Source organism: Actinoplanes sp. NPDC004185, assembly GCF_053603475.1.
The window spans coordinates 77,511-101,676 of record NZ_JBSGFR010000020.1 but is presented as its reverse complement, the minus strand read 5'-3'; the positions used below and the strand labels follow the sequence as shown (position 1 = coordinate 101,676).

The 24,166-nt window shown below is 71.4% G+C and carries 24 protein-coding genes; 10 read left to right on the top strand and 14 right to left on the bottom strand.

All coding sequences use genetic code 11. The annotated features are described in order from the left end of the window. Positions 1-35: 35 nt before the first annotated feature. Genes ACWEOZ_RS21680 through ACWEOZ_RS21645 form a run of 8 tightly spaced genes read right to left on the bottom strand, consistent with a single transcriptional unit; the run spans position 36 to position 8,350 of the window. Positions 36-1,172, bottom strand: coding sequence for an ABC transporter substrate-binding protein (locus ACWEOZ_RS21680; RefSeq protein ID WP_451912478.1), 1,137 nt, complete (start codon positions 1,170-1,172; stop codon positions 36-38). 8 nt (positions 1,173-1,180) lie between these two features. Next, on the bottom strand, positions 1,181-1,945 hold the full coding sequence (locus ACWEOZ_RS21675; RefSeq protein ID WP_451912477.1) for an ABC transporter permease: 765 nt from the start codon (positions 1,943-1,945) through the stop codon (positions 1,181-1,183). Further along, the gene (locus ACWEOZ_RS21670) at positions 1,942-2,787 is read right to left on the bottom strand and encodes an ABC transporter ATP-binding protein (protein WP_451912476.1); all 846 of its coding nucleotides are present in this window, start codon (positions 2,785-2,787) and stop codon (positions 1,942-1,944) included. Before ACWEOZ_RS21670 ends, ACWEOZ_RS21675 begins: the two co-directional genes overlap by 4 nt. Further along, on the bottom strand, positions 2,784-3,626 hold the full coding sequence (locus ACWEOZ_RS21665; protein WP_451912475.1) for an ABC transporter permease: 843 nt from the start codon (positions 3,624-3,626) through the stop codon (positions 2,784-2,786). The genes ACWEOZ_RS21670 and ACWEOZ_RS21665 overlap by 4 nt, the downstream gene beginning before the upstream one ends. Then, a complete protein-coding gene (locus ACWEOZ_RS21660; protein WP_451912474.1) occupies positions 3,623-4,618 on the bottom strand; it encodes a TIGR03842 family LLM class F420-dependent oxidoreductase in 996 nt (331 codons plus the stop codon). Before ACWEOZ_RS21660 ends, ACWEOZ_RS21665 begins: the two co-directional genes overlap by 4 nt. A gap of 2 nt (positions 4,619-4,620) precedes the next feature. Continuing rightward, entirely contained in the window at positions 4,621-6,105 is a 1,485-nt protein-coding gene (locus ACWEOZ_RS21655) for a CoA-acylating methylmalonate-semialdehyde dehydrogenase (protein WP_451912473.1), read from the bottom strand. An 8-nt stretch (positions 6,106-6,113) separates the two neighbouring features. After that, positions 6,114-7,514, bottom strand: coding sequence for a dihydropyrimidinase (gene hydA / locus ACWEOZ_RS21650; protein ID WP_451912472.1), 1,401 nt, complete (start codon positions 7,512-7,514; stop codon positions 6,114-6,116). Beyond that, complete coding sequence (locus tag ACWEOZ_RS21645) at positions 7,511-8,350, bottom strand: nitrilase-related carbon-nitrogen hydrolase (RefSeq protein ID WP_451912471.1); 840 nt, start codon at positions 8,348-8,350, stop codon at positions 7,511-7,513. Before ACWEOZ_RS21645 ends, hydA begins: the two co-directional genes overlap by 4 nt. Before the next feature lie 217 nt (positions 8,351-8,567). Between ACWEOZ_RS21645 and ACWEOZ_RS21640 the strand changes: the two genes are divergently transcribed. From ACWEOZ_RS21640 to ACWEOZ_RS21620, 5 genes are all read left to right on the top strand, one after another. Next, positions 8,568-9,944, top strand: a complete 1,377-nt coding sequence (locus ACWEOZ_RS21640; protein WP_451912470.1) for an aminotransferase-like domain-containing protein — start codon at positions 8,568-8,570, stop codon at positions 9,942-9,944. Positions 9,945-9,960: 16 nt separating this feature from the next. Further along, a complete protein-coding gene (locus ACWEOZ_RS21635) occupies positions 9,961-11,262 on the top strand; it encodes an aspartate aminotransferase family protein (protein ID WP_451912469.1) in 1,302 nt (433 codons plus the stop codon). Between the two features lie 157 nt (positions 11,263-11,419). Continuing rightward, on the top strand, positions 11,420-12,646 hold the full coding sequence (locus ACWEOZ_RS21630; RefSeq protein ID WP_451912468.1) for an anion permease: 1,227 nt from the start codon (positions 11,420-11,422) through the stop codon (positions 12,644-12,646). An 11-nt stretch (positions 12,647-12,657) separates the two neighbouring features. Further along, on the top strand, positions 12,658-12,969 hold the full coding sequence (locus tag ACWEOZ_RS21625) for a hypothetical protein (protein ID WP_451912467.1): 312 nt from the start codon (positions 12,658-12,660) through the stop codon (positions 12,967-12,969). Positions 12,970-12,977: 8 nt separating this feature from the next. Further along, positions 12,978-13,301 (top strand): DUF3349 domain-containing protein, encoded by a 324-nt coding sequence (locus tag ACWEOZ_RS21620; RefSeq protein ID WP_451912466.1) that lies wholly within the window; start codon positions 12,978-12,980, stop codon positions 13,299-13,301. Between the two features lie 60 nt (positions 13,302-13,361). On the opposite strand, the gene ACWEOZ_RS21615 is transcribed toward ACWEOZ_RS21620, so the two are convergent. Next, complete coding sequence (locus ACWEOZ_RS21615; protein WP_451912532.1) at positions 13,362-14,708, bottom strand: RNA-guided endonuclease InsQ/TnpB family protein; 1,347 nt, start codon at positions 14,706-14,708, stop codon at positions 13,362-13,364. Between the two features lie 164 nt (positions 14,709-14,872). On the opposite strand from ACWEOZ_RS21615, the gene ACWEOZ_RS21610 reads away from it, so the two are divergent. From ACWEOZ_RS21610 to ACWEOZ_RS21600, 3 genes are all read left to right on the top strand, one after another. Further along, positions 14,873-15,073, top strand: coding sequence for a transposase (locus tag ACWEOZ_RS21610; protein ID WP_451912531.1), 201 nt, complete (start codon positions 14,873-14,875; stop codon positions 15,071-15,073). Further along, positions 15,034-15,246, top strand: a complete 213-nt coding sequence (locus ACWEOZ_RS21605) for a hypothetical protein (protein ID WP_451912535.1) — start codon at positions 15,034-15,036, stop codon at positions 15,244-15,246. The genes ACWEOZ_RS21610 and ACWEOZ_RS21605 overlap by 40 nt, the downstream gene beginning before the upstream one ends. Before the next feature lie 78 nt (positions 15,247-15,324). Then, positions 15,325-16,107, top strand: coding sequence for a hypothetical protein (locus tag ACWEOZ_RS21600; RefSeq protein ID WP_451912465.1), 783 nt, complete (start codon positions 15,325-15,327; stop codon positions 16,105-16,107). A 51-nt stretch (positions 16,108-16,158) separates the two neighbouring features. Here ACWEOZ_RS21600 and ACWEOZ_RS21595 read toward each other — a convergent pair whose 3' ends face one another. Beyond that, positions 16,159-16,689 carry an RNA polymerase sigma factor gene (locus ACWEOZ_RS21595; protein WP_451912464.1) on the bottom strand — a complete coding sequence of 177 codons (531 nt, stop codon included), beginning with the start codon at positions 16,687-16,689 and terminating at the stop codon, positions 16,159-16,161. Between the two features lie 172 nt (positions 16,690-16,861). On the opposite strand from ACWEOZ_RS21595, the gene ACWEOZ_RS21590 reads away from it, so the two are divergent. Then, a complete protein-coding gene (locus tag ACWEOZ_RS21590) occupies positions 16,862-18,172 on the top strand; it encodes a hypothetical protein (protein ID WP_451912463.1) in 1,311 nt (436 codons plus the stop codon). Here ACWEOZ_RS21590 and ACWEOZ_RS21585 read toward each other — a convergent pair. Next, the gene (locus ACWEOZ_RS21585) at positions 18,150-18,815 is read right to left on the bottom strand and encodes a TetR/AcrR family transcriptional regulator (protein WP_451912462.1); all 666 of its coding nucleotides are present in this window, start codon (positions 18,813-18,815) and stop codon (positions 18,150-18,152) included. The two genes, ACWEOZ_RS21590 and ACWEOZ_RS21585, sit on opposite strands and share 23 nt — an antisense overlap. A gap of 100 nt (positions 18,816-18,915) precedes the next feature. Here ACWEOZ_RS21585 and ACWEOZ_RS21580 point away from each other — a divergent pair, with 100 nt between their 5' ends. Beyond that, complete coding sequence (locus ACWEOZ_RS21580) at positions 18,916-20,010, top strand: saccharopine dehydrogenase NADP-binding domain-containing protein (protein WP_451912461.1); 1,095 nt, start codon at positions 18,916-18,918, stop codon at positions 20,008-20,010. 88 nt (positions 20,011-20,098) lie between these two features. On the opposite strand, the gene ACWEOZ_RS21575 is transcribed toward ACWEOZ_RS21580, so the two are convergent. Genes ACWEOZ_RS21575 through ACWEOZ_RS21565 form a run of 3 tightly spaced genes read right to left on the bottom strand, consistent with a single transcriptional unit; the run spans position 20,099 to position 24,147 of the window. Then, complete coding sequence (locus ACWEOZ_RS21575; protein WP_451912530.1) at positions 20,099-21,805, bottom strand: glycerol-3-phosphate dehydrogenase/oxidase; 1,707 nt, start codon at positions 21,803-21,805, stop codon at positions 20,099-20,101. Continuing rightward, positions 21,798-23,315, bottom strand: a complete 1,518-nt coding sequence (gene glpK, locus ACWEOZ_RS21570; RefSeq protein WP_451912460.1) for a glycerol kinase GlpK — start codon at positions 23,313-23,315, stop codon at positions 21,798-21,800. Before glpK ends, ACWEOZ_RS21575 begins: the two co-directional genes overlap by 8 nt. Beyond that, positions 23,308-24,147 carry an MIP/aquaporin family protein gene (locus ACWEOZ_RS21565; RefSeq protein WP_451912459.1) on the bottom strand — a complete coding sequence of 280 codons (840 nt, stop codon included), beginning with the start codon at positions 24,145-24,147 and terminating at the stop codon, positions 23,308-23,310. Before ACWEOZ_RS21565 ends, glpK begins: the two co-directional genes overlap by 8 nt. Positions 24,148-24,166: the final 19 nt, after the last annotated feature.

Sequence of the window (24,166 nt, the reverse complement as noted above, 5' to 3'; positions counted from 1 at the left end):
TCGGGTGACGGCCGGGCCCGGGGGAGTCGCAGCGGCTACGCGCCGCCGGCCGTGAGAGTCACCGTCTTCGGCTGGAAACCGGCACCGTTGATGTCCACGCCGGCCGCCTTGGCCTGGTCCAGCGCCTGCTTGATGTAGTCGTTGGTGAAGGCCAGGCCTTCCGGCTGCTTGGTCAGCACCGTGTCGCCGGTCTGGTTCTTCGTGGTCAGGGACAGGTCGACCGTCTGCTTCCAGTCGGCCTCGTTGATCGTGCCGACCCCACCGGTGGCCGGCCAGACCAGCTTGTTGACCTCGTTCATCTGCCAGAGCTGGTGGCTCTTGCCGAGCTTGGAGCCCTTGGCCACCACCAGGTCGCGGCACTTCTCGGCGTTGTCGCGGCAGTATGCCCAGCCCTTGATCGTGCCGGCCAGGAACTTCACCGTCTGCTGCTGGTACGCCGGGTCGCTGAGCTTGTCCGTGTTGGCCCACACCGCGTCCTGCAGCATCGACGAGCCTTCGGTCTTCCAGTCGATGATGGCGAAGTCCTCGGGCGTGTAGAGCTTGCCGGTCGCCGGGTTCGTCGCCTCCAGCAGCTGGGCGTACTCGTTGTAGCTCATCGCCTGGGCGGCGTCGATCTCCTTCTTGAGCAGCGCCTGCATGTCGAACTGCTGCTGCACCAGGGTGACGTCCTTGCCCGGGTCCAGCCCGGCCTTGGTCATACCGGCGAACAGCTCGAACTCGTTGCCGAAGCCCCAGTTGCCGACCTTCTTGCCCTTCAGGTCGGCGGCCTTGCTGATGCCGCTGTCCTTCCAGGCCACCTGGTACGTGCCGGAGCGGGCGAAGATCTGCCCGACGTCGGTGATGCCGGCGCCCTGCTCGCGCGACGCCAGCGCCTTGGGGACCCAGGCCACCGCGTAGTCGGCCTTGCCCTGGGCCAGCACGGTCTGCGGCACGATGTCGACGCCGCCTTCGAGCAGCTGCACGTCGAGGCCCTGCTCCTGGTAGAAGCCCTGGTCCACGGCGGCGATGTAGCCGGCGAACTGGGCCTGGTAGAACCACTGCAGCTGCAGCTTGATCGGGGTCAGGGCGCCGCCGCTGGCGCCCGGGGTCGTCGTCTTGGGGGTGTCGGCGGTGCCGCAGGCGCTCAGCGTGAGCACGGCGGCGATGAGGGTGGCGAACAAGGGACGACGCACACGAACTCCTACGAGATGAGGCGGGCTTTCCAGGGCATCGCGATCCGCTCCAGCAGGAGCGTGGCTAGGTAGAAGAACAGTCCGAGCAGGCAGGCGCCGACCACGAAGGCCCAGGCCCGGGGGTACGCGGTGAACGCGGCGGCGGAGGTGATCCGCGCGCCGAGCCCGTCCTGCAGCCCGCCGAAGTACTCGGCGACGACCGCGGCGATGACGGCCAGCGACGACGCCTGGCGCAGGCCGGTGAAGACGAAGGGCAGCGCGCCGGGCAGCCGGACCAGCCGGGTGAAGGTCCAGCCGCCGGCGGCGTAGCTGGTCATCAGCTCCCGGTGGGTGGGGTCGACCTCACGCAGGCCACGCAGCGTGTTGATGAAGACCGGGAAGAACACGATGATCCCGGCGACCAGCCGGCGCGGCACGCTCGAGGTCGACTCGAACATGTTGTTGAGGATCGGGGCCAGCGCGATGATCGGCAGCGCGTTGAGCACCGCGGCGAGCGGGACGGACACCTCGGAGAGGATCCGGAACCGGCTGGCCGCCATCGCGGCCAGCACCCCGGCGACCGTGCCCCAGGCCAGCCCGACCAGCGCGTTGAGCCCGCTGGCCAGCCCGGCCTCCCACACGTTCCGGCGCTGCACGACCAGCTCGTGCCAGATCGCCGACGGCGCCGGCAGGATGAACGGTGCGATCCGGCCGAACGAGACGGTCAGCTCCCACGCCACCAGCGCCAGGATCCCGAGCAGGACCGGCGGGGCGACGCGGCGCAGGAGGTTCACGGCGCGGTCGCTTCGGAGGTACGGGGCGACGGCGCCGCAACCGCAGCGGCGTCCTCCGCCCCCACGGATTCGGGCACCGTCCCGGTGCCCCGCAACGCGCGGCGGACCGACGTGATCGCCGCGAAGTACGCCGGGGACTGCCGGGCCGCGTCGTCGCGGGTGCCCAGCTCGACGTCGATCGTCGCGGTGATCCGGCCCGGCCGCGGCGACATCACCACGACCCGGTCGGACAGGAACACCGCCTCCGAGATGGAGTGCGTGACGAACACCGTGCTGGTGCCGGTCTTGGCGCAGATCGCCAGCAGCTCCGACTGCAGCCGCTCGCGGGTCATCTCGTCGAGCGCGCCGAACGGCTCGTCCATCAGTAGCAGCGGCGGGTGCACGGCCAGGGCGCGGGCGATCGCGACGCGCTGCTGCATGCCGCCGGAGAGCTGGGCCGGATAGTGCCCGGCGAAGTCGGCCAGCCCGACCAGCGCCAGCATCTCCGTGGCCCGGGACCTGCGCTCGGCCCGGGAGGCGCCCCGCAACTCCAGCGGCAACTCCACGTTGCGCTGCACGGTGCGCCACTCGAACAGGCCGGCCTGCTGGAACGCGATGCCGTACTCCTGATCGAGCCGGGCCCGGGCGGCCGGTTTGCCGGCCACCTCGACCGTCCCGGTCGTCGCCGGGATCAGGTCGGCGATCAGCCGCAGCAGGGTGCTCTTGCCGCACCCGGACGGCCCGATCAGGGAGACGAACTGCCCGGCCGGGATGGCCAGGTCGATGCCGGTCAGGGCGGTGACCTCGTCGGGCCGGCCCTGGTTGAAGACCTTGGACACTCCGGAGAGGGAAACCGCGGTCACATCGTCACCACCGATACGCGTCGTCGGTGCCGCATGAGCGGCAGTTCCAGCAGGCTGACCAGGGCGGCGACGACGAGCCCGAGCAGGGCCGCGCCGAGCATGGCGGTGTAGACCTTGGCGGGATCGCTGGTCGCCTCCCGGGAGTACTCGATGATGAGCCGGCCGATGCCACCGCGCGTACCGGTGGAGATCTCACCGACCACCGCGCCCACGACGGCGGCCGCACCGGCCAGCCGCAGCGCCGGGAACAGGTACGGCAGGGAGGCCGGCAGGCGCAGTTTGATCAGCGTGCGCCACCACCCGGCGGCGTAGCTGCGCATCAGCTCGACCCCGGCCGCCTGCGGCGACTGCAGCCCGCGCAGCATGCCCACGGCGACCGGGAAGAAGGCCAGGTACGCCGCGATCACCGCGACCGTCATCCACTCCGGCCAGATCGTGCCGCCCCACCCGGCGATGAGCGGCGCGAGCGCGACCAGCGGCACGGTCTGCGACAGGATCACGTACGGCAGCAGGCCCCGCTCGACGATCCGGAACCGCTGCATGGCCACCGCCAGCAGCAGGCCGATCACCGCACCGGCCGCGAAGCCGACCGTGGTGATCCCCAGCGTGAAGAAGCTGGCGCTGAGCACCGCCTGCCAGACCGGCCGCCCGCCGGTGAGCTCGGGGCGCCCGAGCCGGCTGAGCATCTCCCACACGTGCGGCATCGACAGGTCGTCGGACCGGGGCAGGATCCGCACGCCGAACAGCACTGTCCCGTCCGGGTTCCCGACCGCCTTGTAGCCCTCCCAGAGGGCGATGAGCACGACCAGGCCGGCGCCGGCGCTGAGCACACGTCTCACGCGACCACCGGGATGATCTTCTCGCCGTACGCCCGCAAAGTCGCCTCTTTGTCGTCGTGCTGCAGGTAGAGGGCGAACTGGTCGACCCCGATGGCCCGCAGCTCCTCCAGGCGTTGCAGGTGGGCCTCGACCGGGCCCAGCACGCAGAACCGGTCCACCACCTCGTCCGGCACGAACGAGGTGTGCGAGTTGCCGGCCCGGCCGTGCTCCGCGTAGTCGTAGCCCTGCCGGCCCTTGATGTAGTCGGTCAGCACCTGCGGCACCGCGCCGTCGGCGCCGTAGCGGGCCACGATGTCGGCGACGTGGTTGCCGACCATGCCGCCGAACCAGCGGGTCTGGTCCCGCTGGTGGGCCAGGTCGTCGCCGACGTAGGCGGGCGCGGCGACGCAGAACTTGATGGCCGCCGGGTCGCGGCCGGCCCGCTCCGCGGCGGCCCGGACCGCCTTGATCATCCAGGACGCGATGTCCGGATCGGCGAGCTGCAGGATGTAGCCGTCACCCACCTCACCGGTCAGGGCCAGAGCCTTGGGCCCGTACGCGGCCACCCACACGTCCAGCCGGCTGTCGGGGGCCCAGGCGAACCGCAGCTCCTGCCCGCGCAACGACACCGTCTCGCCGCTCGCCAGGCCGCGGATCACGCCGATGCTCTCGCGCAGCTGGGCCAGCGAGTTCGGTTGCAGGCCCAGCACCCGCAGGGCCGAGTCGCCGCGGCCGATCCCGCAGATGGTGCGGTTGCCGTACATCTCGTTGAGGGTGGCGAACTGGGACGCGATCACGGTCCAGTCCCGGGTGCCCGGGTTGGTCACCATCGGGCCGACGATCACCCGCTCGGTGTCGGCCAGGATCTTGCTGTAGATGACGAACGGCTCCTGCCACAGCACGTGCGAGTCGAACGTCCACACGTGGCTGTAGCCCAGCTCTTCCGCCTTCCTGGCCCACTCCACCACGTCCCGGGCGGGTGGGTCGCACTGCAGGACGACGCCGATGTCCATGCTCACCGCACCTCCGGGAAGCCCAGGTCCACCGTGGACGAGGCGGGATCGGGCCAGCGTGAGGTGACCACCTTGCTGCGGGTGTAGAACTGGATGCCCTCGGGGCCGTACATGTGCAGGTCGCCGAAGAGCGAGGACTTCCAGCCGCCGAAGCTGTAGTAGGCCACCGGTACGGGCACCGGCACGTTGACGCCGACCATGCCGCAGTTGACGTCGTACTGGAACCGGCGTGCCGCTCCGCCGTCGCGGGTGAAGATGGCCGTGCCGTTGCCGTACTCGTTGTTGTTGACCAGCTCCAGCGCCTGCTCGTAGCTGTCGGTGCGGACGACCGAGAGCACCGGGCCGAAGATCTCGTCGGTGTAGAGCGGCGAGTCGGTCGGCACCTTGTCGACCAGCGACGCGCCCAGGAAGAAACCGGGGCCGGAGCTGACCGGCGCCTCGCGCCCGTCGACCACCACCTCCGCCGCGCCCGTGCCGGCCAGGTAGCCGGCCACCTTGTCGCGGTGCTCGCGGCTGATCAGCGGTCCCATCTCGGCCGCCGGGTCGGTGGCCGGGCCGACCGTGATCCGGCCGATCCGCTCCTTGATCGCGGCGACCAGCGGGTCGCCGGCCGCGCCGACCGCCACCACGACCGAGACCGCCATGCAGCGCTCGCCGGCCGAGCCGTACCCGGCGCTGACCGCGGCGTCCGCCGCCGCGTCGACGTCGGCGTCCGGGAGCACGACCATGTGGTTCTTCGCGCCGCCCAGGGCCTGCACCCGCTTGCCGGCCCGGGTGCCCTGCTCGTAGACCGACTTGGCGATCGGGGTGGAGCCGACGAACGACAGCGCCTGCACGTCCGGGTGGGCGATCAGCGTCTCGACGGCCTCCCGGTCGCCCTGCACGACGTTGAACGCACCGTCCGGCAGCCCGGCCTGGCGCAGCAGGTCGGCCAGCAGCAGCGAGACCGACGGGTCCTTCTCGCTGGGTTTGAGCACGAAGGCGTTGCCGCAGACCAGGGCGTTGCAGAACATCCACATCGGGACCATGGCCGGGAAGTTGAACGGCGTGATCCCGGCGACCACCCCGAGCGGCTGCCGGATCGAGTAGACGTCCACCCCGGTCGAGGCCTGCTCGCTGTAGCCGCCCTTGAGCAGGTGCGGGGCGCCCGCGGCGAACTCGATGTTCTCCAGCCCGCGGGCCAGCTCGCCGCCCGCGTCGGCGACGGTCTTGCCGTGCTCCAGGCTGACCAGCGACGCGATCTCCTTGCGGTTCGCGTCGACCAGCTCGCGGAAACGGAACATGACCTCGGAGCGGCGGGACAGCGACGCCGCCCGCCAGGACGGGAAGGCGGCCTTGGCCACGGCCACGGCGTGGGCGGTCTCGGCGGCGGTCGCCGCGACGACGTACGCCTGCTGCTCGCCGGTGGCCGGGTCCCAGACCGGCAGCTGCCGGCCGCTGGTGCCCGCGACGGCGGCGCCGTCGATCCAGTGTCTGATCTCGCGCATGTGGCCTCCTAGACCAGGTAGTCCGAGAGTCCCCGGCGGACGTAGCGACCGTGGCCCTTGCGGCCCAGGTATTCGCCGCCGCGCACGACGACGGTGCCGCGGGAGATGACGGTGTCGACCTTGCCGTCGATCTCCCAGCCCTCCCAGGCCGAGTGGTCCATGTTCATGTGGTGGGTGGCCGCACTGATCCGGGTCCGGCCGGCCGGGTCGTAGAGCACGATGTCGGCGTCCGAGCCGGGGGCGATGACGCCCTTGCGCGGGTACATGCCGAACATCCGGGCCGGGGTCGTGGCGATGGTCTCCACCCAGCGGGCCAGCGACAGCTTGCCGTCGACCACGCCTTGGTAGAGCAGGTCGACACGGTGCTCGACGCTGCCGATCCCGTTGGGGATCTTGGAGAAGTCGCCCAGGCCCAGCTCCTTCTGGTCCTTCATGCAGAACGGGCAGTGGTCGGTGGAGACCACGGCCAGATCGTTGGTGCGCAGGCCGCGCCACAGGTCGGCCCGGTGGCTCTCGTGCTTGCTGCGCAACGGCGTCGAGCAGACCCACTTGGCGCCCTCGAAGCCCGGCGCGCCCAGCTGGTCCTCCAGCGTCAGGTACAGGTACTGCGGGCAGGTCTCGGCGAAGACGTTGCGGCCCTGGTCCCGGGCGGCCGCGACCTGCTCGAGGGCCTTGGACGCGGACAGGTGCACGATGTAGAGCGGGCAGTCCGCGGCCACACTGGCCAGCCAGATCGCCCGGCTGGTGGCCTCGGCCTCCAGCTCCTGCGGGCGGGTCAGGCCGTGGTGGATCGGGTCGGTCTCGCCGCGTTCCAGGGCCTGCTTGACCAGCACGTCGATGGCCGGGCCGTTCTCCGCGTGCATCATGATCATGGCGCCGTTGTCGCGGGCCTTCTGCATCGCCCGCAGGATCTGCCCGTCGTCGCTGTAGAACACCCCCGGGTAGGCCATGAACAGCTTGAAGCTGGAGATGCCCTCGTCGGTGACGAGCTGGTCCATGGCCTTGAGCGAGTCGTCGGTGACGCCGCCCAGGATCATGTGGAAGCCGTAGTCGATGTGGCAGTTGCCCTCGGCCTTGGCGTGCCAGGCGGCCAGCCCGTCCTGGACGACCTCGCCGTAGCGCTGCACCGCGAAGTCGATGATCGTGGTGACGCCGCCGAAGGCCGCCGCCCGTGTGCCGGTGTCGAACGTGTCGCTGGCGTGCGTACCGCCGAACGGCAGCTCCATGTGGGTGTGCGCGTCGACGGCCCCGGGGATCACGTACTTGCCGGTGGCGTCGACGGTCTCGACATCGCCGGGGCCGCGGCCGGGCGCGAAGATCGCGGCGATGGTCTCGCCGTCGACCAGCACGTCGGCGGGGGAGGCGCCGGTCGGCCCGACGACCGTGCCGCCCTTGATCAGGAAGCTCACGGCGCGACCAGCCCGTCGTAGCTGTCCGGGCGGCGGTCGCGGTAGAACGCCCAGCGGTCCCGGACGGTCGTGAGCAGGTCCATGTCCAGGTCGCGGACGATCAGCTCCGGGTTGTGGGTGTCGCCGACCGCGCCGACGAACTTGCCCTCCGGGTCGACGAAGTAGGACTGGCCGTAGAAGTCGTTGTCGCCGAGCTCCTCCACGCCGGTGCGGTTGATCGCGCCGATGAAGTACTCGTTGGCCACCGCGCTGGCCGGCTGCTCCAGCTGCCACAGGTACGACGACAGGCCCCGGCTGGTCGCCGACGGGTTGAAGACGATCTGCGCGCCGTTCAGGCCCAGGGCCCGCCAGCCCTCGGGGAAGTGCCGGTCGTAGCAGATGTAGACGCCGACCTTGCCGACCGCGGTGTCGAACACCGGGTAGCCCAGGTTGCCGGGGCGGAAGTAGAACTTCTCCCAGAAGCCGTTGACCTGCGGGATGTGGTGCTTGCGGTACTTGCCGAGGTACGAGCCGTCGGCGTCCACCACGGCCGCCGTGTTGTAGAGGACTCCGGGCTGCTCCTGCTCGTACATCGGCAGGATCATCACCATGCCGAGCTCGGCGGCCAGGGCCTGGAAGCGTTCGGTGGTGGGGCCGGGGATCGACTCGGCGTACTCGTAGTAGGCCTTGTCCTGGACCTGGCAGAAGTAGGGGCCGTAGAACAGCTCCTGGAAGCAGATCACCTTGGCGCCCTGGGCGGCGGCGTCGCGAGCGTAGTCCTCGTGCGCCTTGATCATCGATTCCTTGTCGCCCGTCCAGTTGGTCTGGACGAGGGCGGCCCGGATGACGTTGCTCATCGCGGCGGCCCCTCTCTGAAATCAGTGGTGGCGTGGGTCACCCCACGATTGTGATCGTCCGTCCACCCGCTGTCATCGTCCCCAGCTCATCGCTTGACATCCGGGGTTGATGTCGTAGGACACTAATGACACAACCACGGGCGGACAATTGCTCGCGTGTAACCAAATGTTTCGGCGACGTAAGAAGCGCGCCGGGCGGCGGCGGGAGGTCGGGCGGTTGCTGGGGCTCATCACGGGCGCGGTCGACGACCGCAGCGCCCGGGGCATCGCCGCGGCGGTCAGCCGCCTCGTCACCGCCGGTGAACTGCCGGTCGGGGCGCGGCTGCCCACCGTGCGTGACGTCGCCCGCGAGCTCGGGGTCAGCCCGACCACGGTCAGTGAGGCCTGGCGCAGCCTGTCCCGGGCCGGGGCCATCCAGACCCGGGGCCGGTCCGGCTCCTTCGTCACCGCCCCGGTCCTGCCCCGCCAGCGTCTGCGGTACGCCCAGCTGCACGGCCTGCTGACCGGGGTGGCCCAGGACTACTCCACCGGCGTGCCCGACCACGACCTGCTGCCCAGCGTCACCGAGTCGCTCAAGCGCGTCGGGGATGCCCGGCTCACCACCAGTTACCTCGACGCCGCCGTGCTCCCACCGCTGGAGCGGGTGCTGCGGCAGCGCTGGCCGTACCCGCCGGATCAGCTCACCGTGGTCGACGGCGCGCTGGACGCCCTGGACCGGGTGACCGCCACCCTGGTCCGCTTCGGCGACCACGTGGTGGTGGAGAACCCCGCCTTCCCGCCGGTGCTCGACCTGCTCGAGGCGGTCGGGGCGACCGTGGTGGGGGTGCCGATCGACGAGCAGGGGATGTGCCCGGACGCGCTGGGGGAGGCGCTGAAGACGTACGACCCGGTGGCGGTCTACCTGCAGCCGCGGGCGCACAACCCGACCGGGGTCAGCATGACCGCGCGCCGGGCCGGTGAGCTGGCGGATGCGCTGGCCGCGTACCCGGAGGTCACCATCGTCGAGGACGACCACGCCGGTGACATCGCCACCGCGCCCCCGGTCAGCCTGGGCAGCCGGCTGCCGGACCGGACGGTGCACGTCGCCGGTTTCTCCAAGAGCCACGGCCCGGACCTGCGGCTGGCCGCGATGGCCGGCCCCGCGCCGCTGATCACCGCGGTGGCCGACCGGCGGCTGCTCGGGCCGGGCTGGTCCAGCCGCCTGCTGCAGGCGGTGCTGCTCGACCTGCTCACCGACGCCGACGCGATCGCCCAGGTCGCCGCCGCCCGCCGGGCCTACGCCGAGCGCCGGTCGGCCCTGCTGACCGCCCTGGCCGCGCACGGCGCCACGGCGACCGCCGCGGACGGCATCAACCTGTGGCTGACCGTCGAGGATCAGCAGATGGCCATGCTGGCCCTGGCCGCGCACGGCATCGCGGTGGCCCCCGGCGCGCCGTTCGAGGTCACCGGGCTCGGCGCCGAGCACGTCCGGGTGACCGCCGGGCTGGTCCGCGACGACTTCGACTCCCTGGCCCGGACTCTCGCTTCCGCCGCCGGCGCGTCCGCGCGCGGCAGCGGCCCCCGTTCCCGCCCGCACCCGCGGGGCTGGCGCTGACTCCTTGGAGGACCCCGTGACCGATGACCTGCTCGCCCGGCACCAGGCCGTGCTGCCCTCCTGGGTGACGACCTACTACGGCGACGACGCGATCGAGCTCGTGCGCGGCTCCGGGCGCCGGGTGACCGACGCGGACGGCCGCAGCTACCTGGACTTCTTCGGCGGCGTGCTGACCAACATGCTGGGCTACGACATCGCCGAGGTGCGCGAGGCTGTGGAGCGTCAGCTGGCCACCGGGATCGTGCACAGCTCGACGCTGTACCTGATCCGGCAGCAGGTCGAGCTGGCCGAGAAGATCGCCCGGGTCTCCGGCATCCCGGACGCGCGGGTCTTCTTCACCAACTCGGGCACCGAGGCCAACGAGGCCGCGCTGATGTTCACCACCAACTTCCGCCGGTCCAACCAGATCCTGGCCATCCGCAACAGCTATCACGGCCGGTCCTTCGCGGCGATGGCGATCACCGGGCACCGCAGCTGGTCGGCCAGCGCGCTGAGCCCGATCTCGGTGTCCTGGCTGCACTCCGGCGAACGCCTGCGCGGCCGGATGAAGGGCCTGTCCGACAGCGAGCACATCGACGCCGCGGTCGAGGACCTGCGCGAGGTGCTGGCCACCACCACCGCGGGCGACGTCGCGGCGCTGATCGCCGAGCCGATCCAGGGCGTGGGCGGCTTCGTGCACGCCCCGGACGGGCTGCTCGGCGCGCTGAAGAAGGAGCTCGACAACCACGGCATCCTGCTGATCGCCGACGAGGTGCAGACCGGCTGGGGCCGTACCGGTGAGCACTTCTGGGGTTATCAGGCGCACGACGTGCAGCCCGACCTGATCACCTTCGCCAAGGGCATCGGCAACGGCTTCGCGCTGGCCGGCGTCGTCGGCCGCGCGGAACTGGTCAACGCGGTCCCGGCGACCAGCTTCTCCACGTTCGGCGGCAACCCGGTCTCCACGGCCGCGGGCAACGCCGTGCTGGACTACGTGCTCGACCACGACCTGCAGGCCAACGCGAAGCGTACCGGCACGATCCTGCTCGACGGCCTGCGCACGGCGGCCGGCGCGGCGAAGATCGTGGGGGAGGTCCGCGGCCGCGGCCTGATGATCGGCATCGAGTTCGTCCGGCCGGGCACGACCGAGCCGGACCCGGCCGCGACCATGCGGGTCTTCGACGAGTGCCGCAAGGGCGGCCTGCTCGTCGGCAAGGGCGGTCTGTACGGCAACGTGCTGCGGATGGGGCCGCCACTGACCCTGACCGAGGACGAGGCGCGCGAGGGCCTGGGCATCCTGGTGGAGGCGATCCGTACCGTCGACGCCGAGGCCTTCTGAGCCTGCGGCCGCCGAGAGGATCACCCGTTCCGTGACGATGGCGACGGGTGATCGCCCGGTGGCCCTGCGGCGGCCGCCGGGGCACTCCGGATGAGATTTCCCACGTGTTTCCGGACTACCTCTGTTGCCGCTTGATCCGGGGCGTCACCATCTGCGTGTGACAGACACTTCCGTGATACTCGCCCTGGTGGTCATCGCCGCCCTCGGGTTCGATTTCACGAACGGGTTCCACGACACCGCCAACGCGATGGCCAGCTCCATCGCCACCGGGGCCCTGCGGCCCAGGACCGCCGTCGCGCTCTCCGGCGTCCTCAACCTCATCGGCGCCTTCCTGTCCGTGGAGGTCGCCCTCACGGTCACCAACGCCGTCGTCAAGATCCAGAGTTCGTCCGGCGCCCCGCGACCGGAGCTGCTGGCCGACGGCGGGACGGCACTGCTGCTCATCGTCCTGGCCGGCCTCGTGGGCGGCATCGTCTGGAACCTGCTGACCTGGCTGCTGGGCCTGCCCTCCAGCTCCTCGCACGCGCTGTTCGGCGGCCTCATCGGGGCCAGCATCGCGGGCCTCGGCTGGGCCGGGGTCAACTGGACCGGCGACGGCAGCAAACTGGACGGAGTCGTCGGCAAGGTCATCCTGCCCGCGCTCATCTCGCCGGTCATCGCCGGTGTGGTCGCCGCCGCCGGCACCTGGGTCGTCTACCGGGTCACCGTCGGGGTGGCCCGGCGCTTCACCGACAACGGCTTCCGCTGGGGCCAGGTCGGCAGCGCCTCACTCATCTCGCTCGCGCACGGCACCAACGACGCCCAGAAGACGATGGGCGTGATCACCCTGGCTCTGATCGCCGCCGGCGACTGGACCGACACCGGGAACATCCCGTTCTGGGTGAAGGCCGCCTGCGCCGTGGCGATCGCGCTCGGCACCTACCTCGGCGGCTGGCGGATCATCCGGACCCTGGGCAAGGGCCTGGTCGAGATCGCCCCGCCGCAGGGCCTCGCGGCCGACTCGGCGTCGGCGACTGTCATCCTGGCCTCCAGTCATCTTGGCTTCGCCCTGTCCACCACGCACGTCGCGACCGGCTCGATCCTCGGCTCGGGCGTCGGGCGCCCCGGCGCCCGGGTGCGCTGGCGGGTGGCCGGCCGCCTGGTCGCGGCCTGGTTGATCACCCTGCCGGCGGCCGCGCTCGTCGGCGCCGCGATGTGGTGGGTGGGCCACCTGCTCGGCGGTGGCCTGGCCGGCGCGATCGTCATCTTCGTCATCCTGATGGCGCTGGCCGGGTTCATGTATCTGCGCTCGCGCCGGGAACGGGTCGACCACCACAACGTCAACGACGACTGGGGCGGCGCCCCGGCGGTGTCCGAGCCCGTGCCGGCCGGCACCGCGAGCTGAAGGGGGTCCGGATGCACAACCTGGGATTCGCTCTCGAGGGCGCGTGGAAGGTCCTGCTCGCCGGCCTGCTCCTCGGGGCCGGCCTGCCGATGCTCTTCGCCCTGGGGATCCGCTCACTGGCGTACGGCGCCGGCCGGGCCGCCGAGGTGGACGACTCCGGCGTGACCGGCGCGACGACCCGTCCGGCCGGCACCGTCCTCGGCTATGCCCTCTTCGGTGTCGTGGTGCTCGGCGTGCTGCTGGGCATCGCGTTCATCGTGGCCGGCGGCTTCGGCAAGACGCTGAGCTTCACGCACGTCTTCCCGGCCATCGTGGACAAGTAGCGGTCGCGATGGGTGACCTGCGCGCGAACTTCATGACCCGGGCCGTCGGGTGGCTGCGGGCCGGCTACCCGACCGGTGTGCCGCGCGGGGATTACGTGGCCCTGCTCGGGGTGCTGCGCCGCAAGCTGACCGAGGAGGAGGTCCGCAAGATCGCCGTTGATCTCGCGGACCAGTCCGTGCTCGCCGGTGACGATCCGATCAGCACCGCCGACATCGAGCAGATGATCAGCTCGTCGCTGTTGCAGGAGGCCACCCCCGAGGACGTGGTCCGGGTCTCGGCCCGGCTCGCCGCCGGTGGCTGGCCGCTGGTCGACCCGCCCGAGGGCGACTGACCCCGGATCGTGCGGGCCCGGTGGACGCCGGGCCCGCGCGACCGGGCCCGGCGTGCCCGGTCAGCCCGGGTGGTGCACCTCCGCCAGCCGGTAGACCGGCGTCGGCAGGCCCTCATAGCGGGCCTTGAGCTGCAGGGCCAGGTAGAGCGAGTAGTGCCGCGACTGGTGCAGGTTGCCGCCGCGTCGGTCGGGGCAGGCAGAGGCTCTTTTGACATCCTCTCCGCCCTGAAGGACGGAGGTTTCCTTCACGCTGCGTGTGGCACACGCGGCGTCCGGGTGGGTTACCGCTTCGCCGCGCGGTGCCGGCACGAATGCTGGTCTTACCTGCGCTCCACGGTCGTTTGAGTTGTCCGCCTGTCCGGCGGCCAATACGTTCTTGGCGGCGTTGACGTCGCGGTCGTGGTGACTGCCGCAGCGGCAGTCCCACGCCCGGACCTCAAGCGCCATCTTCTCGTTGATCCGGCCACACGCCGAGCACATCCGGGTGGACGGGAAGAACCGGTCCACCCGGGCGAAGGTGCGCCCGTACCGGGCGGCCTTGTATTCCACCATGCTGGTGAAGCTGGCCCAGCCTGCATCGTGGACGGACTTCGCCAGCCGGGTCCGGCTGAGACCGGCCACGCATAGGTCCTCGACGTACACCGCTTGGTTGTCGCGGATCAACGTCGTAGACAACTTGTGCTGCCAGTCCCGCCGGGTGTCGGCAACTCGCGCATGGGCGCGAGCGACCTTCACGACGGCCTTCTTGCGGTTCTGACTCCCGCGCTGTTTGCGCGCAAGGGCCTGCTGCAACCGTTTGAGTTTGCGGGCCGCGCGGCGCAGGAACTTCGGTGCCGTCACCTTCGTGCCGTCCGACAGCACCGCGAAGTGCGTCAGGCCCAGGTCGATCCCGATCTCGGACTCGACCGGCGGCAGTGTCTGGTCCTGGCTGGTCTGCACGACGAACGAGGCGAAATACCGCCCGGCGGCGTCCCGGATCACCGTGACCGAGCTGGGCTCGGACGGCAGGGAACGCGACCAGCGCACGTACAGGTCGCCGATCTTCGGCAGGCGCAGCCGGCCGTCGTCGAGCACCTTGAACCGGCTGTTCCTGGTGAAGCGGATGGCCTGCCGGTTGTCCTTGCGGGACCGGAAGCGGGGCGGGGCTACCTTGCGGCCTTTGCGCTTGCCGGTGATCGAAGCGAAGAAGTTGCGGTACGCCGTGTTGAGGTCCGCGAGGGCCTGCTGCAACACCACGCTGGACACCTCGCCCAGCCACGCCCGCTCGGGCTTCAACTTCGCTTCGGTGATCAGACGCCGGGAGAGTTCCCCGTCCGAGATGTATTTCTCGCCCTGCTCGCGGGCCTGCTGACGCAAGCCCAGCCCGTCGTTGAACACCACCCGGGCACACCCGAACGATCGGGCCAGCGCCTAGCGCTGAGCAGCGTCCGGGTAGACCCGGTAGTTGTAACGCAGCTGCACAGGTGCAACTTACCGTGGTCCATGGCCGATCTCGAAAGCATCTGCACTGGTAGGCGCTGTGTTTCGCTCTATGCACTCCCGTGGTCTTTGTGACGAAGTTTCGGGACTGGATGTTCGGCGACCCGGCACCTGGCCTCGCTCGGCACTACTACCGGGCCAATAAGCTCTGGTCGAGCTCGTACCTCGCGAGCTCCGTCGGCGGCGCCCCGGTCTCGATCGTGAAGCAGTACATCGAACAGCGGAACCGCCCGGTTCAAAGCACTGCTTGGGCTTGGCGGCCCTCCCAGCGCGGCCTTCACCCCCGGGCCTGAAGGCCGGAGCACTCGCCCGCATTCCGGTCTCGCCTGCGCCACTGGTCCGTACGGCCGAGGTCTCCCGGCTCCGCAAGGCCATCGGGGCCCTGGTGGCGACCGGTCCGTACCGGCTGGCACTGGGCGTCAGCTGGGAGGTCGTGGGCGCGGCCGGTCCGCGGCCGGAGGTCTGAAAATTGTTTTGATCCATTCTGGGAGCGCTTCCGTATTGAGGACCGAGGTCCTACGACAGGAAGGCTCAGGCGAGAAGAATGAATCGCTCCCGTACTCCCGCCCGGCGCTGGCAGATCGCCGGTGTAGGCGCAGTCGCCGTGGCACTCGTCGGCGTCGGCCTGGGTGTGGCATCCGCCGGCGAATCCACCGCCCCCACCGTCAGCTGCCCGGCCGTCGCCGGTGCCCTCGGTGCCGTGCCGGCGCAGGCCCAGGCCGAGATCCAGCGCAACCTGGCCCTGCTCAACACGCAGATCGCCGAGGCCAACAAGCGCCTGGTCACCAGCCAGGGCGAGGGTGGCAAGAACTTCATCCAGAACGCGATTCTCGGGCCCCTGAAGGACAAGCGCGTCGCAACCATCAACCGGATAGCCACCGCGATCGGCCGCAACGCCGCGAAGCCGGTGCTCGACGTGGACGGTCTGGCCACCTGCTCGCTGAACCAGAACGGCGGCGGCGCGGCGGCTCCCGAGCCCACCGACGTCCCGGCCGGCAACGGTGCGGGCAATGGCAACGGTGCCGGCAACGGTGCGGCGCCGACCGTCAACTGCCCCGACGTGACCGGCCTGCCGGCCATCCCGGCGCAGGCGGCGGCCGAGGTCACCCGCAACCTCGAGCTGCTCGACACCCAGATCGCCGAGGCCGACAAGCGGCTCGCGTCGAGCGTGGGTCAGGGTGGCCCGGCGTTCATCCAGAACGCGATCCTCGGCCCGCTGGCCGACAAGCGGGTCGCGACCCTCAACCGGATCGAGACGGCGATCGGCCGCAACGCGCCGAAGCCCGAGGGCCTCGAGAAGTTCGCCACCTGCTCGCTGAACGAGTAACCAGACGGCACAGCACTGCCGATGATGGGGTCACCGCTCGCGGTGACCCCATCAGGCTGTCAGCAGCTTGCGCAGCTCCCGCCGGGCCTGGTGGATCCGGGACTTGACGGTGCCCTCCGGCACCTGGTGCAGGGCCGCGATCTCGGCGTAGCTCAGGTCCAGCACGTCGCGCAGCGCCACCGCCTCGGCCAGCTCCGGCCGCAGCCGGGCCAGGGCGTCCAGCAGGTCCAGCCGGGTCGTGGCGACCATGCTGGTCCGGCGCGGGTCGGCCACGTCGGCCAGCACGTCGGTGCTGTCGCCGGCCGCGGCCGGGCGGGATCTGCGGTACGCCGAGCGGGCCCGGTTGGTGGCCAGCCGGTACATCCACGTCCGGAAGGCACTGCGGCCCTCGAAGCGGGGCAGTCCCCGGGCGACGGCCAGCAGCGTGTCCTGGCACGCCTCCTCGGCGTCCTCGCGGTTGGGCAGCAACCGGGCACACACCCGCAGCACCTCGGGGCGGACCGTCACCAGGAGCACATTGAGGGCGGCCAGATCGCCGGCGGAGGCGATGCGGGCCAGGTCTTCGACATCGGGAGCGTGCATAGCGCGTCCTCTCCGCGCTCAGTATGCATCCGGGGTGCACGGCCCGATGTCGTCCGCTCGTGCCACGTTCTGTAGCCGTACGGCGACAGTCAGGTAGGCGACAGTAGCGAACCAGGCCGGGCGAACCGGTGGACGAACTTGTCGACCGTCCACCGATGAAGCGGAGCCCGACATGCACGTACCCGCACCGAAATCCCTCGCCCTCGCCGTGGCGTTGTCCGGGGCGCTGGTCGCCACCGCGACGCCGCCCGCCTGGGCCGGCGCCACGGCACACCGCCCGGCCCTGGTCTCGGCCGACAAGTCGCCGCCGCAGATACGCGACGTCCGGTTCTCCCGTGCGTCCGTCGCGGTCCGGGGGCTCGCCGTCGTCCCCGTACGGGTGTCCCTGCGGCTCACCGACCCGTCCGGTGTGCTGGACGACCCGCACGACCTGAACCCGTCCCCGCAGCTGACCATCGGTCCGGTCCCGGGCTTCCAGTCGCAGCTGCGGCCGGTGCTGACGCGCACCTCAGGAACGGCGATCGACGGCACCTGGAGCGCGACCGTCAACGTGCCGTCCACCTGGAACGGCACCGTGCGGATCGTCTCGGCCGGGGCGTCGGACAGGGCCGGCAACACGGTCACCACGGCGCTGTCCGGGGCCGCGTCCCCCAAGCTGCGGGTACGGGGCACCCACCGGCCCGCCGTGACGTTGCGCTACTCGCTGCTGGACGGGGGCGGGTTCCGGATCCACGGGCGCGCCTCCTACACCGACACCGGACGGCCGCTGCGGTCGAAGGCGCTGGCCACCGCGTACGACAGCAACTGTGACTTCGAAGGGGGTGCCGTCGACAACGTGGTCACCGACGCCCGGGGCAACTACGAGAAGCTCTTCCGCAACGGTGGCCCGGGTGCTGCCGGTTGTGTCGCGCTGATCGGGCGGGCCGCGCGCCACCAGCGGCCGACGGTGCTCACCTACCGCATCGCGTCCGCTCCCAACTACGCCGTGCCCGCCGCCGCGATGCTCCAGCCGGCGGATCTGAACGGGGCGGAGACCACGACGGTCACCGACGACTACTGGGCCGCGCTGCAGCCGCCACAGCCGTGTGGTCCGTACTCCTCGGCCGGGCTGCGCCGGGAGCACCGGACCGTGCAGGCGATGATCGGGGTGGACGACCGACCGTCGGTGATCGTGAACGACGTGGCGACGTACGCGTCCGACGGTGCCCACCGGTATCTGACGCAGCTGCGGAAGGCTGTGGCGACCTGTGGTCAGGGATGGTCTCTCGTCGCCACCGGGGTGGCCGGCGACGAGTCGCTGCTGCTGCGGCGCCGGGAGCACATCGACTACGCCGACACGGACAAGGACACCTATGTGGTGGTGGCCCGGACCGGTCGCGCCGTCGTGGTCGTGGCCGACACCGGCTGGGAGACCGGCGACGGGCACGAGGCGGTGGCCCGGCGGTTGAGTGTCGTGGCGGTCAAGCGCGCCGCCGTTCTCTAGGCCGTCCTGACTGGACGGTGGACCCACCGGTGAGCGTGGCCGCGGCGGACATTCCCGTCGCGGTCACTGCCGGTTCCGGAACCTGCAGCACCGTCCGCAGTGCGGCCAGCGCCTCCTCGGCGAAGTGCCACAGCGGCCGGTCGCCGTCCTGATCGAGCCACTGCTGGATCGACACGTACAGCAGGGTCACGCCGGTCTCGGCCAGCAGCGCCGCCGTCATCGCCGGCACACCACGCTCGCGGAAGCCCGCGCTGACCGCCTCGCCGATGCTCGCGCGCTTGTGCAGCTCCCGCTCGCCCAGGCCCGGATCGGAGCGCACGATCTCGCGCCGCTGCCGCACCTCGGCCCGCCGGCCCTCGAACCGGGTCTCCGCCACGGTCCGCAGCGCGCCGACGATCAGCGCGAGGGGATCGGCCGCCGGGGGTGCCTCGGCGATCATGCGGCGGGCCAGCTCGGGCAGCTCGTGCTCGCCGGCGAAGAGGACCTCGCGCTTGTCGGCGTAGTGCCGGAAGAAGGTGCGGGTGGTGAGCCCGGCCCGGGCGGTGATCTGCGGGACCGTCGTGGCGGCGAAGCCCTGCTCGGCGAAGAGCTCGAGGGCGGCGCGCTCGAGCCGCTCCCGCGCGTCCGGCCGCCATCTGCTCACCGGGCCGATCCTACCGTCATGACACGCGATGTCATCACGGTGTACGGTGACGACATCGCGTGTCATCAGTAGGCGCCGGCGACGATGCGGAGACAGCGTCATGGATACAGAGGTCTGGGTTCTCGGCGGCACCGGTCGCAGCGGTCGCGCCGTCGCGGCCGAGCTGGCCCGGCGCGGGGTGCCCGCGGTGCTGGTCGGGCGGGACGCGAGCCGCCTGGCCGCCGCCGCGCAGCCGACCGGCAGCCGGACGGTCGTGGCCGGCACGCTCGACGCCACCGCCGCGGAGATCCGGCGGCAGCGCCCGGCCGTGGTCATCAGCACCGTCGGGCCGTTCAGCGCGACGGCCGGGCCGATCATCGACGCCTGTCCGCCCGGCAGCCACTACGTCGACCTGGCCAACGACGTCGCCGCGGTCTCCGCCGCCCTCGGCCGGCACGAGGCGGCGACCGCGGCCGGCCGCACGCTCGTCACCGGCGCCGGCTTCGGCGTGACCGCCACCGAGAGCGTCGTCGTGAAGCTGTGCGCGGACCGCCCCGCTCCGCTGCGGGTCCGGGTCGACATGGTCCCCTCGCTGGCGATCGAGGCCGGCGTGGTCGGGGCGGCTCTGGCCGCCACCATCCTGGACGGCCTGCCCGGCGTCCCCGGCGGCGGCCGCTTCCAGGGCCGGCAGATCACGGACGGCCGGCTGGCCCCGGCCCGGATCGGTGGCGAGGCCCGGCGACTCACGCTTCCGGACGGCGTCGAGGTGACCACGGCGAGCATGCCGCTCGGCGAGCTGCTCGCGGCCCAGCGGGCGAGCGGCGCCCGCTTCGTGGTCTCCGCCTCCAGCGAGGCGCCCTCCGCACCGCTGATCCGGGCGGTGCTGCCGGCCGCGCTCGCGCTGCTGAAGTGGGTGCCCCTGCGCGAGTTCGCCCAGCGGCGGCTGGCCCGGGTACGCATCAAGGCGGCGGACCGCCCGCGCGAGCACTCCTGGGGACACGCGGTCGTCACCTGGCCGGACGGCGAGACCCGGGAGGGCTGGCTGCGGCTGGGCGAGGCTCAGGCGTACACCGGCGCGGTGCCCGCGGAGATCACCCGCCGGCTGCTGGCCGGCGAGGGACGGCCGGGCGCCTACACCCCGGCTGCTCTTTTCGGTGCCGGGCTGGCCGAGGCCTGCGGCGGCGAATACCTGCTGGCCGGGACGGGCCGGCGCTGATTGCTCAGCCGCCGGGTCGACGGGGCAGGGCCGGCCCCGCGGATGCGATCAAGGCGCATACCACAGAACCGGCCCCCTCGACCACGGGTCACTGCACCTGCAGGGGCACGACATCCGGGGCGCCCAGCCGGGCGGCGTCCGCTGTCTCGTCGTCGGGCTGTTCCTGCGAGGCCCGTTCGGCCTCCACCCGCAGCCGGTAGTGCTCGACCTCCCGGTGCCGCTGCTCCTCGGACCAGCCGAGCACCGCACCCATCAGCTCCGCCGCCACCGGCGCGGCGGCGATACCCCGGTCGAAGGTCTCGATCGAGATCCGGGTACGCCGGGTGAGCACGTCCTCCAGATGCCGGGCGCCCTCGTGGCTGGCCGCGTACGCCAGCTCGGCGCGCAGGTGGTCCTCCGCGCCCTCGACCGGCCGGGCCAGGTCCTTGTCGCCGGCGATCAGGTCCAGGATCTCGTGCACCAGCGAGCCGTAGCGGCCCAGCAGGTGCTCGATGCGGGCCACGTGCAGCCCGGACTCCTCGGCCAGCAGCCGGCGGCGGTTCCACAGCGCCGCATAGCCTTCCGCGCCCAGCAGCGGCACCCGCTGGGTGACCGAGCGCGGCACCGAGCGGCCCAGCCCGTGCACCGCCGCGTCGACCGCGTCCTTGGCCATCACCCGGTACGTCGTGTACTTGCCACCGGCCACCACGACCAGGCCCGGGGTCGGGCTGGCGACGGTGTGCTCGCGGGACAGCTTCGACGTCGACTCCGACTCGCCGGACAGCAGCGGGCGCAGACCGGCGTAGACGCCCTGCACGTCGGTCCTGCTCAGTGGGGTGGCGAGCACCTTGTTGACCAGGTCGAGCAGGTAGTCGATGTCCGTGCTGGACGCCGCCGGGTGCGCCTTGTCGAGCGCCCAGTCGGTGTCGGTCGTGCCGATGATCCAGTGCCGGCCCCACGGGATGATGAACAGCACGCTGGTGGGCGTGCGGCTGATCAGCCCGGTGGACGACTGGATCCGGTCGCGGGGCACGACCAGGTGGATGCCCTTGGAGGCGCGGACGTGGAACTGGCCGCGCTCGCCGACCAGCGCCTGGGTGTCGTCGGTCCACACCCCGGTCGCGTTGATGACCTGCTGGGCGCGGACCTCGAAGGTGCGGTCGTGCTCCAGGTCGTGCACCCGTACGCCGGTGACCCGCTCGCCCTCGCGCAGGAAGCCGACCACCTCCGTACGCGAAGCGACGTGCGCGCCGTAGGCGGCGGCGGTCCGGGCCAGGAACATGGTGTGCCGGGCGTCGTCGATCTGCGCGTCGTAGTACTGCAGCGCGCCGATCAGCGAATCCTTGCGCAGCGCCGGGCAGGCCCGCAGCGCGCCACGGCGCGACAGGTGCCGGTGCCGGGGCAGGCCGGGCTCGCGCGCCGCCATGGTGTCGTAGAGCAGCACCCCGGCGCCGGCGTACAGGCGCTCCCAGCCGCGGTGCTGCAACGGATAGAGGAAGGGCACCGGCCGGGCCAGGTGCGGCGCCAGCCGGGTCAGGATGAGGCCGCGTTCCCGCAGCGCCTCACGGACCAGCCCGAAGTCCAGCATCTCCAGGTAGCGCAGGCCGCCGTGGATGAGCTTGCTGGACCGGCTGGACGTGCCCGAGGCGAAGTCGCGCGCCTCGAGCAGGCCGACGGAAAGACCGCGGGTGGCGGCGTCGAGGGCGCTGCCGGCGCCCACCACCCCGCCACCCACGACGAGCACGTCGACCTCATTGCCGGCCAGAGCGGTCAGGGCCGCGTCCCGGCCGGCCGGTGAGAGAATCGTGTCAGTCAACGTCAACCCAATCGAGAGTGCGCTGGACGGCCTTCTTCCACTGGCCGTACCCCTTTTCCCGCTGTTCGTCCGACCAGGCCGGCTGCCAGCGCTGCGACTCGTTCCAGTTCTCGCGCAGCTCGTCGGTGTTCTTCCAGAAGCCGACGGCCAGCCCGGCGGCGTACGCGGCCCCCAGCGCGGTGGTCTCGGCGACCACCGGCCGGCTCACCGGCACGCCCAGCACGTCCGCCTGGATCTGCATGCACAGGTTGTTGACCGTGATGCCGCCGTCCACCTTCAGCACGTCCAGCGTCACGCCCGAGTCCTGGGCCATCGCCTCGACCACGTCGCGGCTCTGGTAGCAGATCGACTCGAGGGTGGCCCGGGCGATGTGCGCGTCGGTGTTGAACCGGGACAGCCCGACGATCGCGCCGCGCGCGTCCGAGCGCCAGTACGGCGCGAACAGCCCGGAGAACGCCGGCACGAAGGACACGCCACCGTTGTCCGGCACCGACGACGCCAGGGTCTCGCTCTCGGCGGCCGAGTTGATGATGTGCAACTGGTCGCGCAGCCACTGCACGGCCGAGCCGGTCACCGCGATCGAGCCCTCCAGGGCGTAGACCGGGGCCGAGTCGCCGAACTTGTAGCAGACCGTGGTGAGCAGCCCGTTGTCCGAGCGGACCAGTTCCGTACCGGTGTTGAGCAGCATGAAGTTGCCCGTACCGTAGGTGTTCTTGGCCTCGCCGGGCGCGAAGCAGACCTGGCCGAACATGGCCGCCTGCTGGTCGCCCAGGTCGCCGGTGAGCGGGACGTCGCCGCCCAGCGGGCCCGGCGCGTGGGCCATGCCGTAGGTGTTCGGATCGGACGACGGCCGGATCTCCGGCAGCATCTGCCGCGGGATGTTGAAGAATCCCAGCAGCTCGTCGTCCCAGTCGAGCGTCTCCAGGTTCATCAGCATGGTGCGGCTGGCGTTGGTCACGTCGGTGATGTGGTTGCCGCCGTCGACGCCGCCGGTGAGGTGCCAGAGCAGCCAGCTGTCGGTGTTGCCGAAGACGGCGTCGCCGCGCTCGGCCGCCTCCCGGACCCCGTCGACGTTCTCCAGGATCCACTGGATCTTGCCGCCGGAGAAGTACGTCGCCGGGGGCAGCCCGGCCTTGCGGCGGATCACGTCGCCGCGCCCGTCGCGGTCCAGCGCAGAGGCGATCCGGTCGGTGCGGGTGTCCTGCCAGACGATCGCGTTGTAGTAGGGCCGGCCGGTGCGCCGGTCCCAGACCACGGTGGTCTCGCGCTGGTTGGTGATGCCCAGCGCGGCCAGGTCGCTGGCCTGCAGGTTGGCCTTCTGCATGGCGGTACGGATGACCGAGACGGTCCGGTCCCAGATCTCGATGGGGTTGTGCTCGACCCAGCCGGCCTGGGGCAGGATCTGCTCGTGCTCGAGCTGGTGGCGGCCGACCTCGTTGCCGCCGTGATCGAAGATCATGAAGCGGGTGCTGGTGGTGCCCTGATCGACGGCACCGACGAAATCAGCCACGGGTTGCCTCCACACGCTCGGGTTCGGGGGTCGGGAGCTCGCCCGGCTCCTGGGGGGCCGCGGACGGCAGGAACCGGCCGACCAGGCCCTGGTAGAGCCCGGCGCCGAGGATCCCGCCCACGATGGGCCCGACGATCGGGATCCAGAAGTACAGATAACCCGTCTGGTCACGGAACGCGCCACCGTAGCCGGTGAAGAAGCTGGCGAGTCGCGGTCCGAAGTCACGCGCGGGGTTGATCGCATAGCCGGCGTTGGTGCCCCAGGCCATGCCGATGGCCACGATGAGCAGGCCGATGACGAACGGCGCCAGGTTGGCCGCCGGCGGGGTGCCGGCCGCGTCAGTGATGGCCAGGATGAGGAACAGCAGGATCGCGGTGCCGATCACCTGGTCGCGCAGGGCCCCCCACTCACTGACCGGTAATGTCCCGTTGCCCGGCAGGGTGGAGAAGACGCCCTGCGTCTTGACCGTCAGTCCGGGGTCGGCCGCGTGCAGCACCTCGGTGTAGTTCCACCGCACCAGCAGCGCGGCGACGAAGGCGCCGAGGAACTGCGCGAGCGAGTACGGGGCCACCTTGCGCCACTCGAAGCCCTTGAAGACCGCGAGCGCGATGGTGACGGCGGGGTTGAGGTGCGCGCCGCTGATCCGGCCCGCGACGTAGATGCCGAGCATGACGCCGAGCCCCCACGCCCAGGCGATGCTGTCGTGGTCGCCGATGCCGCCGCCCGCCACCTGAGCGACGACGCCGACGCCGAAGAGGATGAGGATCATGGTCCCGGCGAACTCGGCGGCGCATTCGCCGAGTAGTCCCGGGATCTTCAGACGTTCTGCCATGTGCCCTCCAGGGTCTGAT